Source organism: Lelliottia sp. EB106-05-01-XG201, from assembly GCF_058791735.1.
The window spans coordinates 3,877,591-3,893,767 of sequence record NZ_JBYTDV010000001.1 but is presented as its reverse complement, the minus strand read 5'-3'; the positions used below and the strand labels follow the sequence as shown (position 1 = coordinate 3,893,767).

Annotated in this window: 14 protein-coding genes; all 14 read left to right on the top strand. The window is 56.6% G+C overall.

Translation table 11 applies throughout. The annotated features are described in order from the left end of the window. Positions 1-514: 514 nt before the first annotated feature. From mraZ to ftsA, 14 genes are read left to right on the top strand one after another with little or no spacing between them, the layout of a single operon-like run. The gene (mraZ, locus tag AC3WS9_RS18180; RefSeq protein WP_282491643.1) at positions 515-973 is read left to right on the top strand and encodes a division/cell wall cluster transcriptional repressor MraZ; all 459 of its coding nucleotides are present in this window, start codon (positions 515-517) and stop codon (positions 971-973) included. Positions 974-975: 2 nt separating this feature from the next. Then, a complete protein-coding gene (gene rsmH, locus AC3WS9_RS18175) occupies positions 976-1,917 on the top strand; it encodes a 16S rRNA (cytosine(1402)-N(4))-methyltransferase RsmH (RefSeq protein ID WP_282491644.1) in 942 nt (313 codons plus the stop codon). Next, positions 1,914-2,279, top strand: coding sequence for a cell division protein FtsL (gene ftsL / locus AC3WS9_RS18170; protein ID WP_014068894.1), 366 nt, complete (start codon positions 1,914-1,916; stop codon positions 2,277-2,279). Before rsmH ends, ftsL begins: the two co-directional genes overlap by 4 nt. 15 nt (positions 2,280-2,294) lie before the next feature. Continuing rightward, positions 2,295-4,061, top strand: a complete 1,767-nt coding sequence (locus AC3WS9_RS18165) for a peptidoglycan glycosyltransferase FtsI (RefSeq protein WP_282491645.1) — start codon at positions 2,295-2,297, stop codon at positions 4,059-4,061. Continuing rightward, the gene (murE, locus tag AC3WS9_RS18160; protein WP_282491646.1) at positions 4,048-5,535 is read left to right on the top strand and encodes a UDP-N-acetylmuramoyl-L-alanyl-D-glutamate--2,6-diaminopimelate ligase; all 1,488 of its coding nucleotides are present in this window, start codon (positions 4,048-4,050) and stop codon (positions 5,533-5,535) included. Before AC3WS9_RS18165 ends, murE begins: the two co-directional genes overlap by 14 nt. Then, positions 5,532-6,890 (top strand): UDP-N-acetylmuramoyl-tripeptide--D-alanyl-D-alanine ligase, encoded by a 1,359-nt coding sequence (murF, locus tag AC3WS9_RS18155; protein WP_285146004.1) that lies wholly within the window; start codon positions 5,532-5,534, stop codon positions 6,888-6,890. Before murE ends, murF begins: the two co-directional genes overlap by 4 nt. Further along, complete coding sequence (gene mraY / locus AC3WS9_RS18150; RefSeq protein ID WP_095280770.1) at positions 6,884-7,966, top strand: phospho-N-acetylmuramoyl-pentapeptide-transferase; 1,083 nt, start codon at positions 6,884-6,886, stop codon at positions 7,964-7,966. The genes murF and mraY overlap by 7 nt, the downstream gene beginning before the upstream one ends. 2 nt (positions 7,967-7,968) lie before the next feature. Beyond that, positions 7,969-9,285 (top strand): UDP-N-acetylmuramoyl-L-alanine--D-glutamate ligase, encoded by a 1,317-nt coding sequence (gene murD / locus AC3WS9_RS18145; protein WP_492489698.1) that lies wholly within the window; start codon positions 7,969-7,971, stop codon positions 9,283-9,285. Continuing rightward, on the top strand, positions 9,285-10,529 hold the full coding sequence (ftsW, locus tag AC3WS9_RS18140; RefSeq protein WP_095280772.1) for a cell division protein FtsW: 1,245 nt from the start codon (positions 9,285-9,287) through the stop codon (positions 10,527-10,529). Before murD ends, ftsW begins: the two co-directional genes overlap by 1 nt. Then, positions 10,526-11,590, top strand: a complete 1,065-nt coding sequence (gene murG / locus AC3WS9_RS18135; RefSeq protein WP_492489696.1) for an undecaprenyldiphospho-muramoylpentapeptide beta-N-acetylglucosaminyltransferase — start codon at positions 10,526-10,528, stop codon at positions 11,588-11,590. The genes ftsW and murG overlap by 4 nt, the downstream gene beginning before the upstream one ends. 58 nt (positions 11,591-11,648) lie before the next feature. Beyond that, entirely contained in the window at positions 11,649-13,124 is a 1,476-nt protein-coding gene (gene murC / locus AC3WS9_RS18130) for a UDP-N-acetylmuramate--L-alanine ligase (protein WP_492489694.1), read from the top strand. Next, positions 13,117-14,037 carry a D-alanine--D-alanine ligase gene (locus tag AC3WS9_RS18125; RefSeq protein ID WP_492489693.1) on the top strand — a complete coding sequence of 307 codons (921 nt, stop codon included), beginning with the start codon at positions 13,117-13,119 and terminating at the stop codon, positions 14,035-14,037. The genes murC and AC3WS9_RS18125 overlap by 8 nt, the downstream gene beginning before the upstream one ends. Position 14,038: 1 nt before the next feature. Further along, positions 14,039-14,881, top strand: coding sequence for a cell division protein FtsQ (gene ftsQ, locus AC3WS9_RS18120; RefSeq protein ID WP_095280776.1), 843 nt, complete (start codon positions 14,039-14,041; stop codon positions 14,879-14,881). Beyond that, the gene (gene ftsA, locus AC3WS9_RS18115; RefSeq protein ID WP_095280777.1) at positions 14,878-16,134 is read left to right on the top strand and encodes a cell division protein FtsA; all 1,257 of its coding nucleotides are present in this window, start codon (positions 14,878-14,880) and stop codon (positions 16,132-16,134) included. The genes ftsQ and ftsA overlap by 4 nt, the downstream gene beginning before the upstream one ends. The last annotated feature ends 43 nt before the right edge of the window (positions 16,135-16,177 follow it).

Genomic DNA, 16,177 nt, shown 5'->3' with positions numbered 1-16,177 from the left:
AGAATCTTAGCCTGCTATTCGTCTTAATTCTTTTTGCTTTGTTCGAGTGCTTTTTAAGGTTATTTCGGCAACAGTTATCGCTATTTTTTGTATTGTTTTGTTACAAAGGCCATTCCCGCGCTGAATTATCAGCCGTTTTTTCCTCTCTGACTCCGGCCTGAGCGCCAGGTCTTGTCTCTTCTGGCTTCTCCGGTGAATCTGGCGCTGTTATCCCCGTGCGTAATGTCTTAAAATGCCGCCCGCGTCGCAAACTGACACTTTATATTTGCCCGTGGTGGTATGGAGTGAATTTTAACGCCCATGGGTCTATTTGTTTTTTTTCTTACAAATATTCATGACGTTAATTTTGCCTCGTTAGTTGTGCAGTTATTAATCAAGTTGGGTTATGTCCGTAAATAGGTGGCATCCATGCCCTTATCGCGGTAGTCCTGGCTTGACAAGCTTTTCCTTCGCTCCGTAAACTCCTTTATGTGGGAATTTGTGGGTTAAAGTGGTGATAAGGGGTGAGGCTGGCATGTTCCGTGGGGCGGCGTTAGTCAATCTCGACAGCAAAGGGCGTTTATCGGTACCAACCCGATATCGCGATCAGCTGATCGAAAACGCTTCGGGTCAAATGGTTTGCACCATTGACATCAACCACCCCTGCCTGCTGCTTTACACCTTACCCGAGTGGGAAATTATTGAGCAAAAGCTGTCGCGACTGTCGAGCATGAATCCGCAGGAACGCCGCGTACAGCGGTTGTTATTGGGACATGCCAGTGAATGTCAGATGGATAACGCAGGACGTTTATTGATAGCCCCTGTGTTACGGCAACATGCTGGTCTGACGAAAGAAGTGATGCTGGTCGGGCAGTTCAATAAGTTTGAACTGTGGGATGAAACGACCTGGTATCAACAGGTCAAGGAAGATATCGACGCTGAGCAGTCTGAATCCGTAGTGCTTTCGGACAGGCTGCAGGACTTGTCTCTATAAATATGATGGAAAATTATAAACATACAACGGTGCTACTGGATGAGGCCGTCAACGGCCTGAATATTCGTCCTGATGGCATCTATATCGATGGAACATTTGGTCGCGGTGGTCACTCGCGTCTGATCCTCTCCCAACTGGGAGCGGAAGGCCGCTTACTGGCAATCGATCGCGATCCGCAGGCGATTGCCGTGGCGAAGACCATCGATGATCCACGCTTTTCCATCGTCCATGGACCTTTCTCTGCGCTGGCGGATTATGTCGCCGAGCGCGGCCTGACGGGCAAGATCGACGGAATCCTTCTCGATCTTGGCGTCTCTTCACCCCAGCTTGATGACGCAGAGCGCGGTTTTTCCTTTATGCGCGACGGTCCGCTGGACATGCGTATGGACCCGACCCGCGGCCAGTCTGCCGCCGAATGGCTGCAAACCGCTGACGAAGCCGACATTGCCTGGGTGATCAAAACCTTCGGCGAAGAGCGTTTTGGCAAACGTATTGCCCGCGGCATCGTGGAGCGTAATCGCATTGAACCGATGACCCGCACCAAAGAGTTGGCAGAGGTCGTGACCGCGGCAACGCCGGTCAAAGACAAATTCAAACATCCCGCGACCCGTACCTTCCAGGCGGTGCGCATCTGGGTGAACAGTGAACTGGAGGAGATAGAGCAGGCGCTAAAAAGCTCGCTCGGCGTGCTGGCCCCAGGTGGGCGGTTATCCATCATCAGCTTCCACTCGCTGGAAGACCGTATTGTGAAGCGCTTTATGCGTGAGCAAAGCCGCGGTCCTCAGGTGCCAGCTGGGCTGCCGATGACGGAAGAACAACTCAGGAAGCTGGGCGGCCGTCAGTTGCGAGTATTAGGCAAGTTGATGCCGGGTGAAGAAGAGGTGGCAGAGAATCCACGTGCCCGTAGTTCAGTGCTGCGTATCGCAGAGAGGACGAACGCATGATCAGCAGAGTGACAGAGACCTTAAGCAAGGTTAAAGGATCGTTAGGAAGCAACGAGCGCCATGCCTTGCCTGGCGTGATCGGCGACGATCTCTTGCGGTTTGGGAAGCTGCCACTCTGCCTGTTCATTTGCATCATTGTGACGGCTGTGACGGTGGTGACCACCGCGCACCATACCCGTTTATTAACCGCGCAGCGCGAGCAGATGGTGCTCGAACGCGATGCGCTGGATATCGAATGGCGAAACCTGATTCTTGAAGAAAACGCGCTCGGCGATCACAGCCGGGTTGAACGGATCGCAACGGAAAAGCTGCAGCTGCAGCATGTTGATCCTTCTCAGGAAAATATCGTAGTACAAAAATAAGGGAACACGCGACGCATGAGAGCAGCGGCGAAAACGCAAAAACCGAAACGTCAGGAAGAACAGGCCAACTTTGTCAGTTGGCGTTTTGCGTTGCTTTGTGGCTGTATTTTACTGGCGCTGGTGTTCCTGCTGGGCCGTGCGGCGTGGTTGCAGATCATCGCTCCTGACATGCTGGTGCGTCAGGGTGACATGCGCTCCCTGCGCGTGCAGGAAGTGGCGACATCGCGCGGTCTGATCACCGACCGTTCCGGTCGTCCACTGGCGGTGAGTGTGCCGGTGAAAGCGATCTGGGCCGATCCGAAAGAGCTCCACGATGCTGGCGGCGTGACCCTCGATAACCGCTGGAAGGCGCTGGCCGACGCGCTGAAAATGCCCCTTGACCAGATGGCAGCGCGCGTGAACGCTAACCCGAAAGGGCGCTTTATCTATCTGGCGCGTCAGGTGAACCCTGACATGGCCGACTACATCAAAAAATTGAAACTGCCGGGCATTCATCTGCGTGAAGAGTCACGCCGTTATTACCCGTCGGGAGAAGTGACCGCTCACCTCATTGGCTTCACTAACGTCGATAGCCAGGGGATCGAAGGGGTCGAAAAAAGCTTTGATAAATGGCTGACGGGCCAGCCGGGCGAACGTGTGGTGCGTAAAGACCGCTACGGGCGTGTCATCGAGGATATCTCCTCAACCGACAGCCAGGCCGCGCACAACCTGGCCCTGAGCATCGACGAACGTCTGCAGGCGCTGGTGTATCGCGAGCTGAACAATGCCGTAGCGTTCAACAAAGCCGAATCCGGCAGCGCCGTGCTGGTGGATGTCAGCACCGGTGAAGTGCTGGCAATGGCGAACAGCCCGTCCTACAACCCGAACAACCTGACGGGGACGCAGAAAGATGTGATGCGTAACCGTACCATCACCGACGTCTTCGAACCCGGTTCGACCGTCAAACCGATGGTGGTGATGACCGCCCTGCAGCGCGGCATCGTCAACGAAAATACCGTTCTGAATACGATCCCTTACCGAATTAACGGTCACGAAATCAAAGACGTGGCGCGTTACAGCGAATTGACCCTCACCGGGGTTTTGCAGAAGTCGAGTAACGTCGGTGTTTCTAAGCTGGCGTTAGCGATGCCGTCCTCAGCGTTAGTAGAGACTTACTCACGTTTTGGGCTAGGAAAGGCGACCAATTTGGGGTTGGTCGGAGAACGCAGTGGCTTATATCCTCAAAAACAACGGTGGTCTGACATAGAGAGGGCCACCTTCTCTTTCGGCTACGGGCTAATGGTAACGCCGTTACAGTTAGCGCGAGTCTACGCAACGATTGGCAGCTATGGCGTCTATCGCCCGCTGTCGATTACCAAAGTTGATCCACCGGTTCCCGGCGAGCGTATCTTCCCGGAAGCCACCGTGCGTACCGTGGTGCACATGATGGAGAGCGTCGCCCTGCCGGGCGGCGGTGGCGTCAAAGCCGCCATCAAGGGCTATCGCATCGCGATTAAAACCGGTACCGCGAAAAAAGTGGGGCCAGATGGCCGCTACATCAACAAATACATTGCTTATACCGCAGGCGTCGCGCCTGCCAGTAATCCGCGTTTTGCGCTGGTGGTCGTCATTAACGATCCACAGGCGGGTAAATACTACGGCGGCGCCGTCTCCGCGCCAGTGTTCGGTGCCATCATGGGCGGTGTTCTGCGTACCATGAACATCGAGCCTGATGCGCTGGACACGGGCGATAAAAATGAATTTGTAACTAATCAAGGCGAGGGAACAGGTGGCAGATCGTAATTTGCGCGACCTTCTTGCTCCGTGGGTGCAAACGCTGCCCGCGCGAGCACTGCGAGAGATGGTACTCGACAGCCGTGTGGCTGCGTCGGGCGATCTTTTTGTAGCAGTAGTCGGTCATCAGGCGGACGGGCGTCGGTATATCCCGCAGGCGATAGCGCAAGGTGTAGCTGCCATTATTGCTGAGGCAAAAGATGAAGCAACCGATGGCGAAGTGCGTGAAATTCACGGTGTGCCGGTCATCTATCTCAGCCAGTTGAATGAACGCCTATCCGCTCTGGCGGGACGTTTTTACGATGAGCCGTCCGATCAGCTGCGTCTGGTTGGCGTGACAGGCACCAACGGTAAAACCACCACCACGCAGCTGATGGCGCAGTGGGCTGAGCTGCTGGGTGAAACCAGCGCGGTGATGGGTACCGTCGGCAACGGTTTGCTGGGCAAAGTGAACCCGACGGAAAACACCACCGGCTCTGCAGTCGACGTGCAGCATGTGCTTGCCGGTCTGGCAGGGCAGGGCGCGACCTTTGCCGCGATGGAAGTCTCTTCTCACGGCTTGGTCCAGCACCGTGTGGCCGCGCTGAAATTTGCCGCATCGGTGTTTACCAACCTGAGCCGCGATCACCTCGACTATCACGGCGACATGGAAAGCTACGAAGCCGCGAAATGGCTGCTGTACTCCACTCACCACTGCGGTCAGGCGATTGTCAACGCCGACGACGAAGTGGGCCGCCGCTGGCTGGCGAAGCTGCCGGATGCGGTTGCCGTGTCGATGGAAGACCATATTAATCCGAACTGCCATGGCCGCTGGCTGAAGGCGACGGACGTGAAGTATCACGACAGCGGGGCGACGATCCGCTTTGACTCCTCCTGGGGCGTCGGCGAAATTGAAAGCCGCCTGATGGGCGCGTTTAACGTCAGTAACCTGCTGCTGGCGCTGGCTACGCTGCTGGCGCTGGGCTATCCGCTGGCCGATCTGCTGAAAACCGCCGCGCGTCTGCAACCTGTTTGTGGCCGTATGGAAGTGTTTACCGCACCGGGTAAACCGACGGTCGTCGTCGATTATGCCCACACTCCGGACGCACTGGAAAAAGCGTTGCAGGCGGCACGTCTGCACTGCACCGGTAAACTGTGGTGCGTCTTCGGCTGCGGCGGCGATCGCGACAAAGGTAAGCGCCCACTTATGGGAGCAATTGCCGAGGAGTTCGCTGATATCCCGGTTGTCACCGATGACAACCCGCGTACCGAAGAGCCGCGCGCGATCATCAACGATATTCTCGCAGGTATGCTCGATGCAGGGCATGCGCGCGTGATGGAAGGCCGCGCGGAAGCGGTGACGAACACCATCATGCAGGCCAAAGAGAATGACGTGGTGCTGCTGGCCGGTAAAGGCCACGAAGATTACCAGATTGTCGGCGCGCGTCGTCTCGACTATTCCGACCGCGTCACCGCGGCCCGTCTGCTGGGAGTGGTGGCATGATTAGCTTAACGCTAAGTCAGGCTGCCTCTGTGCTCAAGGGCGAGCTGCAGGGTCAGGATCTGACTATTGATGCCGTCACGACCGACACCCGCAAAATCACCGCGGGCTGTCTGTTTGTGGCGCTGAAAGGCGAGCGCTTTGACGCGCACGATTTTGCCGATCAGGCGAAAGCAAACGGCGCGGGCGCACTGCTGGTGAGCCGTAAGCTTGATATCGACCTGCCGCAGATTGTGGTGAAAGACACCCGTCTGGCGTTTGGTGAGCTGGCGGCCTGGGTGCGTCAGCAGGTTCCGGCGCGCGTGGTCGCGCTGACCGGTTCTTCCGGCAAAACCTCCGTGAAAGAGATGACCGCGGCCATTCTGAGCCAGTGCGGGAACACCCTCTACACGGCGGGCAATCTGAATAACGATATCGGCGTGCCGATGACGCTCCTGCGTCTGACCAAAGAATACGACTACGCCGTGATTGAATTAGGCGCCAACCACCAGGGCGAAATTGCCTGGACCGTCGGTCTGACGCGTCCGGAAGCGGCGTTAGTCAATAACCTCGCCGCCGCACATCTTGAAGGTTTTGGCTCGCTGGAAGGCGTGGCAAAAGCTAAAGGTGAAATTTACACCGGTCTGCCGACAGACGGCATCGCCATCATGAATGCCGATAACAACGACTGGCTGAACTGGAAAGAGGTGATTGGCGCGCGCAAAACCTGGCGCTTCTCACCGAATGCTGCCAACAGCGATTTCACCGCGACCAATATCCACGTGACCTCGCACGGCACCGAATTTACGCTGCAAACCCCAACGGGCGGTGTGGACGTGTTACTCCCGCTGCCGGGACGCCATAACATCGCGAACGCCCTGGCGGCGGCCGCGCTGTCGATGGCGGTCGGCGCCACGCACGAGTCGATCAAAGCGGGTCTGGCGAATCTGAAAGCGGTGCCGGGGCGTCTGTTCCCGGTTCAGCTGGCTGAAAACAAACTGCTGCTGGATGACTCCTACAACGCCAACGTCGGCTCGATGACTGCTGCCGTGCAGGTGCTGTCTGAGATGCCGGGCTATCGCGTGATGGTTGTGGGCGACATGGCTGAGCTGGGTGTTGAGAGCGAAGCCTGTCATATCCAGGTCGGCGAAGCGGCGAAAGCGTCAGGAATTGATCGTGTATTGAGCGCCGGAACCTTGAGCCAGGCGATTAGCCAGGCGAGTGGCGTCGGTGAACATTTCGCTGATAAATCGGCGCTGATTACGCGCCTTAAAACACTGGTAGAAGAACACCAAATTGTGACGGTTTTAGTGAAAGGTTCACGTAGTGCCGCCATGGAAGAGGTTGTGCACGCATTACAGGAGAACGGAACATGTTAGTTTGGCTGGCCGAACATTTGGTCAAATATTATTCAGGCTTTAACGTCTTTTCCTATCTGACGTTTCGCGCCATCGTCAGCCTGCTGACCGCGCTGTTCATCTCTCTGTGGATGGGCCCGCGCATGATCGCCCGTCTGCAAAAGCTCTCCTTTGGTCAGGTTGTGCGTAACGACGGTCCGGAATCGCACTTCAGCAAACGCGGTACGCCAACCATGGGCGGGATCATGATCCTGACCGCCATTGTCGTCTCGGTTCTGCTGTGGGCTTATCCCTCTAACCCGTACGTCTGGTGCGTCCTGACCGTGCTGATCGGCTACGGTATTATCGGTTTTGTCGATGACTATCGCAAAGTCGTGCGTAAAGACACCAAGGGCCTGATTGCGCGCTGGAAATACTTCTGGATGTCGGTGATTGCCCTCGGCGTGGCCTTCGCACTCTATCTGGCCGGGAAAGACACTCCGGCGACCGAGCTGGTGGTGCCGTTCTTCAAAGACGTGATGCCGCAGCTGGGCCTGTTCTACATCCTGCTGGCCTACTTCGTGATTGTCGGTACCGGCAACGCCGTGAACCTGACCGATGGTCTGGATGGCCTGGCAATTATGCCAACCGTCTTTGTGGCCGGTGGTTTTGCGCTGGTGGCGTGGGCGAGCGGTAACATGAACTTTGCCAGCTACCTGCATATCCCCTATCTGCGCCACGCCGGTGAGCTGGTGATCGTCTGTACGGCGATTGTCGGCGCGGGGCTGGGCTTCCTGTGGTTCAACACCTATCCGGCGCAGGTCTTTATGGGCGACGTCGGCTCGCTGGCGCTGGGCGGCGCGCTCGGCATTATCGCCGTGCTGCTGCGTCAGGAGTTCCTGCTGGTGATCATGGGCGGCGTGTTTGTGGTTGAAACCCTTTCCGTGATTTTGCAGGTCGGCTCCTTCAAGCTGCGCGGTCAGCGCATCTTCCGCATGGCACCGATTCACCATCACTATGAACTGAAAGGCTGGCCGGAACCGCGCGTGATTGTGCGCTTCTGGATTATTTCGCTGATGCTGGTCCTGATTGGCCTGGCCACGCTGAAGGTACGTTAATCATGGCAGATTACCAGGGTAAAAAAGTCGTTGTCATCGGGTTAGGCCTTACGGGCCTGTCCTGCGTGGACTTTTTCCTCGGGCGCGGCGTCACGCCGCGTGTGATGGATACGCGTGTTTCTCCGCCTGGTCTGGACAAGTTGCCAGAACAGGTTGAACGCCACCTTGGTGGTCTGAATGATACCTGGCTGCTTGCTGCCGATCTGATTGTCGCAAGCCCAGGAATGGCGCTGGCGCATCCGTCCTTAAGCGCGGCGGCGGACGCGGGCGTTGAGATTGTCGGCGATATCGAACTGTTCTGCCGCGAAGCGCAGGCCCCGATCGTAGCGATTACCGGCTCTAACGGAAAAAGCACCGTCACGACGCTGGTCGGCGACATGGCAAAAGCGGCGGGCGTGAACGTCGGCGTCGGCGGCAATATCGGCCTGCCAGCGTTGATGCTGCTCGATCCGGCTCGCGAGCTGTATGTGCTTGAACTCTCCAGCTTCCAGCTGGAAACCACCTCCAGTCTGCAGGCCGTGGCCGCCACGATCCTGAACGTGACGGAAGATCATATGGATCGCTACCCGTTTGGTCTGCAGCAGTACCGTGCTGCCAAACTGCGCGTCTATGAAAACGCAAAAGTGTGTGTGGTGAACGCGGACGATGCGTTGACCATGCCGGTGCGTGGCGCGGACGAGCGTTGCATTAGCTTTGGCGTGAATATGGGTGACTATCACCTGAATCATCAGCAGGGCGAAACCTGGCTGCGGGTGAAAGGCGAGAAAGTGCTGAACGTGAAAGAGATGAAGCTTTCCGGTCAACACAACTACACCAATGCACTGGCGGCGCTGGCACTGGCGGATGCGGCAGGTTTACCGCGCGCGACCAGCCTGAAAGCCCTGACCACCTTTACCGGTCTGGCGCACCGCTTCCAGCTGGCGCTGGAACACAACGGCGTGCGCTGGATTAACGACTCAAAAGCCACCAACGTGGGTAGCACCGAAGCGGCGCTGAACGGCCTGCGCGTGGATGGCACGCTCTACCTGTTGCTCGGTGGCGACGGCAAATCGGCCGATTTCTCCTCCCTGAAACCGTATCTGACGGGCGATAACATTCGCCTGTACTGCTTTGGTCGTGACGGCGCTGAGCTGGCGGAACTGCGCCCTGAGATGGCTCAGCAAACCGAAACCATGGAACAGGCTATCCGCCAGATCGCACCTCTGGTCAAAGCGGGCGATATGGTGCTGCTGTCTCCTGCCTGCGCCAGCCTCGACCAGTTTAAGAATTTCGAACAGCGTGGTGATCTCTTTACCCGCCTCGCGAGGGAGTTAGGCTGATGCGTTTATCTCTCCCTCGCCTGAGAATGCCGCGTATGCCGGGATCGCGTATCTTCGGCTGGCTGTTTGCGGCGCTGAAAGGCTGGGTGATGGGCTCGCGGGATAAAGATTCCGATAGCCTCGTGATGTACGACCGTGCGCTGCTGTGGTTCACCCTGGGCCTGGCGGCGGTCGGTTTCATCATGGTGACTTCGGCTTCGATGCCTGTCGGGCAGCGTCTGGCGAACGATCCTTTCCTGTTCGCCAAGCGTGATGGTTTGTACATCATCCTCGCGTTCTGTCTGGCGATGATCACGCTGCGTCTGCCAATGGAGTTCTGGCAGCGCCACAGTACCGCGATGCTGATTGCCTCCATCATTATGCTGCTGATCGTGCTGGTGGTGGGGAGCTCGGTGAACGGGGCATCGCGCTGGATCGCTTTTGGTCCGCTGCGTATTCAGCCTGCGGAATTCACCAAGCTGTCGCTGTTCTGCTATCTCGCCAACTACCTGGTGCGCAAGGTCGATGAAGTCCGAAATAACCTGCGCGGCTTCTTAAAACCGATGGGCGTGATTCTGGTGCTGGCGGTTCTTTTGCTGGCGCAGCCGGACCTCGGTACGGTGGTGGTACTGTTTGTCACCACGCTGGCGATGCTGTTCCTGGCGGGCGCGAAGCTGTGGCAGTTCATCGCGATTATCGGGATGGGCATCTCGGCCGTGGTTCTGCTGATCCTCGCCGAGCCGTATCGTATTCGCCGCGTGACCTCTTTCTGGAACCCTTGGGAAGATCCGTTCGGCAGCGGTTATCAGCTGACTCAGTCGCTGATGGCCTTTGGCCGAGGCGAGGTCTGGGGCCAGGGGCTGGGCAATTCAGTGCAAAAACTGGAGTATCTGCCGGAGGCACACACCGACTTCATCTTCTCCATTATTGGGGAAGAACTGGGTTATATCGGTGTGGTACTGGCACTTTTAATGGTATTCTTCGTCGCTTTCCGCGCCATGTCGATTGGCCGAAAAGCGCTGGAAATCGATCACCGCTTCTCAGGTTTCCTGGCCTGCTCAATTGGTATCTGGTTTAGCTTCCAGGCATTGGTGAACGTTGGCGCGGCAGCGGGTATGTTGCCGACGAAGGGCCTGACGTTGCCGCTGATCAGTTACGGTGGTTCGAGTCTGTTGATCATGTCGACAGCGATTATGTTCTTGTTACGCATAGATTATGAGACGCGTCTGGAAAAAGCCCAGGCGTTTACACGAGGTTCACGATGAATCAACCGAAGCGGTTAATGGTGATGGCGGGCGGTACCGGCGGACATGTTTTCCCGGGGCTCGCGGTTGCGCACCATTTAATGGATCAAGGCTGGCAAGTGCGCTGGCTGGGAACCGCCGATCGCATGGAAGCCGATCTGGTGCCGAAGCACGGTATCGAAATCGACTTTATTCGGATTTCAGGTTTGCGCGGCAAAGGCATCAAAGCGCAACTGCTGGCTCCGGTCCGCATCTTCAACGCCTGGCGTCAGGCGCGCGCGATCATGAAGCGTTTTAAACCTGATGCGGTACTGGGTATGGGCGGTTACGTTTCCGGTCCTGGTGGACTGGCGGCCTGGTCGCTCGGCATTCCGGTTGTGCTCCACGAGCAGAACGGTATCGCCGGGTTGACCAACAAATGGCTGGCAAAAATTGCCACCAAAGTGATGCAGGCCTTCCCCGGTGCGTTTCCAAAAGCGGACGTGGTGGGCAACCCGGTACGCGTTGATGTGCTGGCGTTACCACTGCCGCAGGAGCGTCTGATCGGGCGCGAAGGCCCGGTTCGGGTGCTGGTCGTCGGTGGCTCGCAGGGCGCACGTATCCTGAATCAGACCCTTCCGCAGGTAGCCGCAAAGCTCGGCAACAGCGTCACGATCTGGCATCAGAGCGGGAAGGGCGCGCAGCAGACGGTTGAACAGGCTTATGCCGGGGCGGGTCAGCCGCAGCATAAAGTCACTGAATTTATTGACGACATGGCGGCAGCCTATGCCTGGGCCGATGTCGTGGTGTGTCGTTCCGGTGCGCTGACGGTCAGTGAAATTGCCGCTGCGGGTTTGCCAGCGGTGTTTGTGCCTTTCCAGCACAAAGACCGGCAGCAGTACTGGAATGCGTTACCGCTTGAGAAAGCCGGTGCCGCCAAAATTTTTGAGCAGCCACAGTTTACCGCCGACGCCGTCGCTTCCACCCTCGCGGGCTGGAACCGGGCGACGCTGCTGGAGATGGCCGAACGCGCGCGCGCGACGGCGATCCCGGATGCGACCGAGCGGGTGGCAAATGAAGTGAGCCTGGCAGCAAAGGCTTAACCCTTGTAGCGCGTTTTGCGTTGCACGAATTTTGAGAAGTATCGATGGCGGTTAGAGAATGAATACACAACAACTGGCGAAACTGCGTTCAATCGTGCCCGAGATGCGTCGCGTCCGGCACATTCACTTCGTTGGCATCGGCGGCGCAGGTATGGGCGGTATTGCCGAAGTCTTAGCGAACGAAGGTTACCAGATCAGCGGTTCCGATCTGGCGCCGAACCCTGTCACGCAACAGTTGGTGTCGCTTGGGGCGACCATCTATTTCAACCATCGTCCTGAAAACGTACTGGATGCGAGCGTTGTTGTGGTCTCCAGCGCGATCTCTGCCGATAACCCGGAAATTGTTGCCGCGCACGAAGCGCGTATCCCGGTGATCCGCCGCGCGGAGATGCTGGCCGAGCTGATGCGTTTTCGTCACGGTATCGCCGTTGCGGGTACGCATGGCAAAACGACGACCACGGCAATGGTCTCGAGCATTTATGCCGAAGCGGGTCTGGATCCGACCTTCGTCAACGGCGGCCTGGTGAAAGCGGCGGGCGTGCATGCCCGTCTCGGCCATAGCCGTTACCTGATTGCGGAAGCCGATGAGAGCGACGCGTCGTTCCTGCATCTGCAGCCGATGGTGGCGATTGTCACCAACATCGAAGCCGACCACATGGATACCTACCAGGGCGACTTCGAAAATTTAAAGCAGACGTTTATTAATTTCCTGCACAATTTGCCGTTTTATGGTCGTGCGGTGATGTGTGTGGACGATCCGGTGATTCGCGAACTGCTGCCGCGCGTGGGTCGTCAGATTACGACTTACGGTTTCAGCGAAGATGCTGACGTGCGTGTGGAAGACTATACCCAACTGGGTGCGCAGGGACATTTCACCCTGGTCCGTCAGGATAAAGCCCCGCTGTGTGTGACGCTGAACGCGCCGGGCCGCCACAATGCGCTCAACGCGGCGGCTGCGGTGGCGGTTGCCACTGAAGAAGGCATTGAAGACGACGATATTTTACGCGCGCTGGAAGGTTTCCAGGGCACCGGGCGTCGTTTCGACTTCCTCGGCGAATTCCCGCTCGAGCCAGTCAACGGTAAAGCGGGCACCGCGATGCTGGTGGATGATTACGGTCACCATCCAACAGAAGTAGATGCGACTATTAAAGCGGCACGTGCGGGCTGGCCGGATAAAAATCTGGTGATGGTCTTCCAGCCACACCGCTACACGCGTACCCGTGACCTGTATGACGACTTCGCCAACGTGTTGTCGCAGGTGGATACGCTGCTGATGCTGGATGTTTATTCAGCGGGTGAAACTCCGATTCCGGGCGCAGACAGTCGATCTTTGTGTCGGACTATCCGTGGACGCGGTAAGGTAGACCCGATTCTGGTCTCCGATCCAGCGCAAGCTGCTGAAATTCTGGCACCTGTGTTGACTGGGAACGATTTGATTCTGATTCAGGGCGCGGGAAATATCGGCAAAATCGCCCGTAACTTAGCGCAAATCAAACTGAAGCCGCAAACCTCAGAGGATGAACGCAATGGCTGATAAGATTGCGGTCCTCTTCGGCGGAACCTCTGCTGAACGCGACGTTTCGCTGAACTCCGGTGCCGCCGTGCTGGCGGGGCTGCGTGAAGGTGGTGTCAACGCCCACCCGGTGGATCCAAAAGAGACGGACGTCACGCGTCTGAAAGAGATGGGCTTCGATAAAGTCTTTATCGCGCTGCACGGGCGCGGCGGCGAAGATGGCACCCTGCAAGGGCTGTTGGATTTGATCGGTTTGCCTTACACCGGCAGCGGTGTGATGGCCTCCGCGATTTCAATGGATAAACTGCGCAGCAAATTGTTGTGGCAGGGGGCGGGTTTACCCGTTGCGCCGTGGGTTGCGCTGACCCGCCGTGAGTTCGAAATGGGCCTCGACGAGAGCGTCAATACACGCATTGCAGAGCTGGGTTTACCCGTTATTGTAAAACCGAGCCGTGAAGGTTCAAGTGTGGGTATGTCCAAAGTGGAACAAGCTGGTGATTTAACATCGGCGTTAGCTTTGGCTTTTCAACACGATGAAGAAGTTCTGATTGAAAAATGGCTCAGCGGTCCAGAATTTACCGTGGCGATGCTCGGTGAAGAAATTTTGCCGTCAATTCGCATCCAACCCGCTGGAACCTTCTATGATTATGAAGCGAAGTATCTCTCTGATGAGACGCAATATTTCTGTCCAAGTGGTCTGGAAGCAGAACGTGAATCAGATTTACAGGACCTGGTGCTCAAAGCCTGGACTGTTTTAGGTTGTCGTGGTTGGGGACGTATCGACGTGATGCAGGACAGCGACGGTGAATTTTATCTGCTGGAAGCCAATACCTCTCCGGGTATGACCAGCCACAGCCTGGTGCCGATGGCGGCGCGTCAGGCGGGCATGAGCTTCTCGCAGCTAGTCGTCCGTATTCTGGACCAGGCGAACTGATATGTCTCAGGCTGCACTGAACACGCGCAACCGCGAAGAAGAAGAGGAATATTCTTCTTCGGGTCGGAGTAATGGAACGCGTCTTGCAGGGATTTTGTTCCTGCTGGGTGTGCTGTGTACCGTGTTTATCAGCGGCTGGATGGTGTTGGGCTGGATGGAAGATGCGCAACGGTTGCCGCTGTCAAAACTGGTGGTCACCGGCGAGCGTCACTACACGCGTAACGATGATATTCGCCAGTCGATCCTGGCGCTGGGATCGCCTGGAACCTTCATGACCCAGGACGTCAACATTATCCAGAGCCAGATTGAACGTCTGCCGTGGATAAAACAGGCGAGCGTCAGAAAGCAATGGCCAGATGAATTGAAGATTCATCTGGTTGAATATGTGCCCATTGCGCGTTGGAATGATCAGCATATGGTCGACGTAGACGGAAATTCGTTCAGCGTCCCGGCCGATCGTGTCAGCAAGCAAAGTTTACCGATGTTGTCTGGCCCGGAAGGCAGCGAAAACGAAGTGCTACAAGGTTTTCGCGAAATGGGTCAGGTGCTGGCTAAGGACAGATTTGCGTTAAAAGACGCGGCAATGACAGCGCGCCGTTCATGGCAGCTGACGTTAACGAATGGGATTAAGCTCAATCTCGGCCGCGGCGACACGATGAAGCGTTTGGCGCGTTTTGTAGAACTGTACCCCGTTTTACAGCAGCAGGCGCAGACCGACGGCAAACGGATAAGCTACGTTGATTTGCGCTATGACTCAGGCGCAGCAGTCGGTTGGGTACCGGCTCCGGTTGAGGAACCTAATCAGCAACAGAATCAGGCACAGGTACAGGCAGAACAACAATGATCAAGGCGACGGACAGAAAACTGGTAGTTGGACTGGAGATTGGCACCGCTAAGGTTGCCGCTTTAGTAGGGGAAGTTCTGCCCGACGGTATGGTCAATATCATTGGCGTGGGCAGTTGCCCGTCCCGTGGTATGGATAAAGGTGGGGTAAACGACCTCGAGTCGGTGGTGAAATGCGTACAGCGCGCCATCGATCAGGCAGAATTAATGGCAGATTGCCAGATTTCCTCCGTCTATCTGGCCCTCTCTGGTAAGCACATTAGCTGCCAGAACGAGATCGGGATGGTGCCGATTTCCGAAGAGGAAGTGACGCAGGAAGACGTTGAAAACGTTGTGCACACGGCTAAATCCGTGCGCGTGCGCGATGAACATCGTGTACTGCACGTGATCCCGCAGGAATATGCGATCGACTATCAAGAGGGTATCAAAAACCCGGTCGGCCTTTCCGGCGTGCGTATGCAGGCAAAAGTGCACCTGATCACATGTCACAACGATATGGCGAAAAACATCGTTAAAGCCGTTGAACGTTGTGGCCTGAAAGTTGACCAACTTATTTTTGCAGGACTGGCAGCAAGCTACTCGGTGCTGACCGAAGACGAACGTGAACTGGGTGTCTGTGTGGTTGATATCGGTGGTGGTACAATGGACATGGCCGTGTATACGGGCGGTGCATTGCGTCACACCAAAGTGATCCCATACGCCGGGAATGTGGTGACCAGCGATATCGCTTACGCCTTTGGTACGCCTCCGAGCGATGCTGAGGCCATTAAAGTGCGCCATGGTTGTGCATTAGGCTCCATCGTCGGCAAAGACGAGAGCGTTGAAGTGCCAAGCGTGGGCGGTCGTCCGCCGCGCAGTCTGCAGCGCCAGACGTTGGCCGAGGTGATCGAGCCGCGTTACACCGAGCTGCTTAACCTGGTCAACGAAGAGATTTTACAGTTACAGGAACAGCTTCGTCAGCAGGGTGTGAAACACCATCTTGCGGCGGGGATTGTCTTAACCGGTGGTGCAGCGCAAATTGAAGGTCTCGCTGCCTGTGCCCAGCGCGTGTTCCATACGCAAGTGCGTATTGGTGCGCCGCTGAATATTACCGGTTTAACGGATTACGCTCAGGAGCCGTATTATTCAACGGCCGTGGGCCTGCTGCACTACGGGAAAGAGTCCCACTTGAGTGGTGAAGCAGAAGTCGAAAAACGTACGTCGGTCGGTTCCTGGGTCAAACGACTCAATTCCTGGCTGAGAAAAGAATTTTAATTTTTAAAGAGACCGGAGAGAATTAGCGGTCTCAGGCGACAGG

What these genes read in the sequence shown, in the direction of transcription:
- mraZ (WP_282491643.1), top strand. Translation starts at nt 515, where the DNA reads ATGTTCCGTGGGGCGGCGTTAGTCAATCTCGACAGCAAAGGGCGTTTA.
- rsmH (WP_282491644.1), top strand. Translation starts at nt 976, where the DNA reads ATGATGGAAAATTATAAACATACAACGGTGCTACTGGATGAGGCCGTC.
- ftsL (WP_014068894.1), top strand. Translation starts at nt 1,914, where the DNA reads ATGATCAGCAGAGTGACAGAGACCTTAAGCAAGGTTAAAGGATCGTTA.
- AC3WS9_RS18165 (WP_282491645.1), top strand. Translation starts at nt 2,295, where the DNA reads ATGAGAGCAGCGGCGAAAACGCAAAAACCGAAACGTCAGGAAGAACAG.
- murF (WP_285146004.1), top strand. Translation starts at nt 5,532, where the DNA reads ATGATTAGCTTAACGCTAAGTCAGGCTGCCTCTGTGCTCAAGGGCGAG.
- mraY (WP_095280770.1), top strand. Translation starts at nt 6,884, where the DNA reads ATGTTAGTTTGGCTGGCCGAACATTTGGTCAAATATTATTCAGGCTTT.
- murD (WP_492489698.1), top strand. Translation starts at nt 7,969, where the DNA reads ATGGCAGATTACCAGGGTAAAAAAGTCGTTGTCATCGGGTTAGGCCTT.
- ftsW (WP_095280772.1), top strand. Translation starts at nt 9,285, where the DNA reads ATGCGTTTATCTCTCCCTCGCCTGAGAATGCCGCGTATGCCGGGATCG.
- murG (WP_492489696.1), top strand. Translation starts at nt 10,526, where the DNA reads ATGAATCAACCGAAGCGGTTAATGGTGATGGCGGGCGGTACCGGCGGA.
- murC (WP_492489694.1), top strand. Translation starts at nt 11,649, where the DNA reads ATGAATACACAACAACTGGCGAAACTGCGTTCAATCGTGCCCGAGATG.
- AC3WS9_RS18125 (WP_492489693.1), top strand. Translation starts at nt 13,117, where the DNA reads ATGGCTGATAAGATTGCGGTCCTCTTCGGCGGAACCTCTGCTGAACGC.
- ftsQ (WP_095280776.1), top strand. Translation starts at nt 14,039, where the DNA reads ATGTCTCAGGCTGCACTGAACACGCGCAACCGCGAAGAAGAAGAGGAA.
- ftsA (WP_095280777.1), top strand. Translation starts at nt 14,878, where the DNA reads ATGATCAAGGCGACGGACAGAAAACTGGTAGTTGGACTGGAGATTGGC.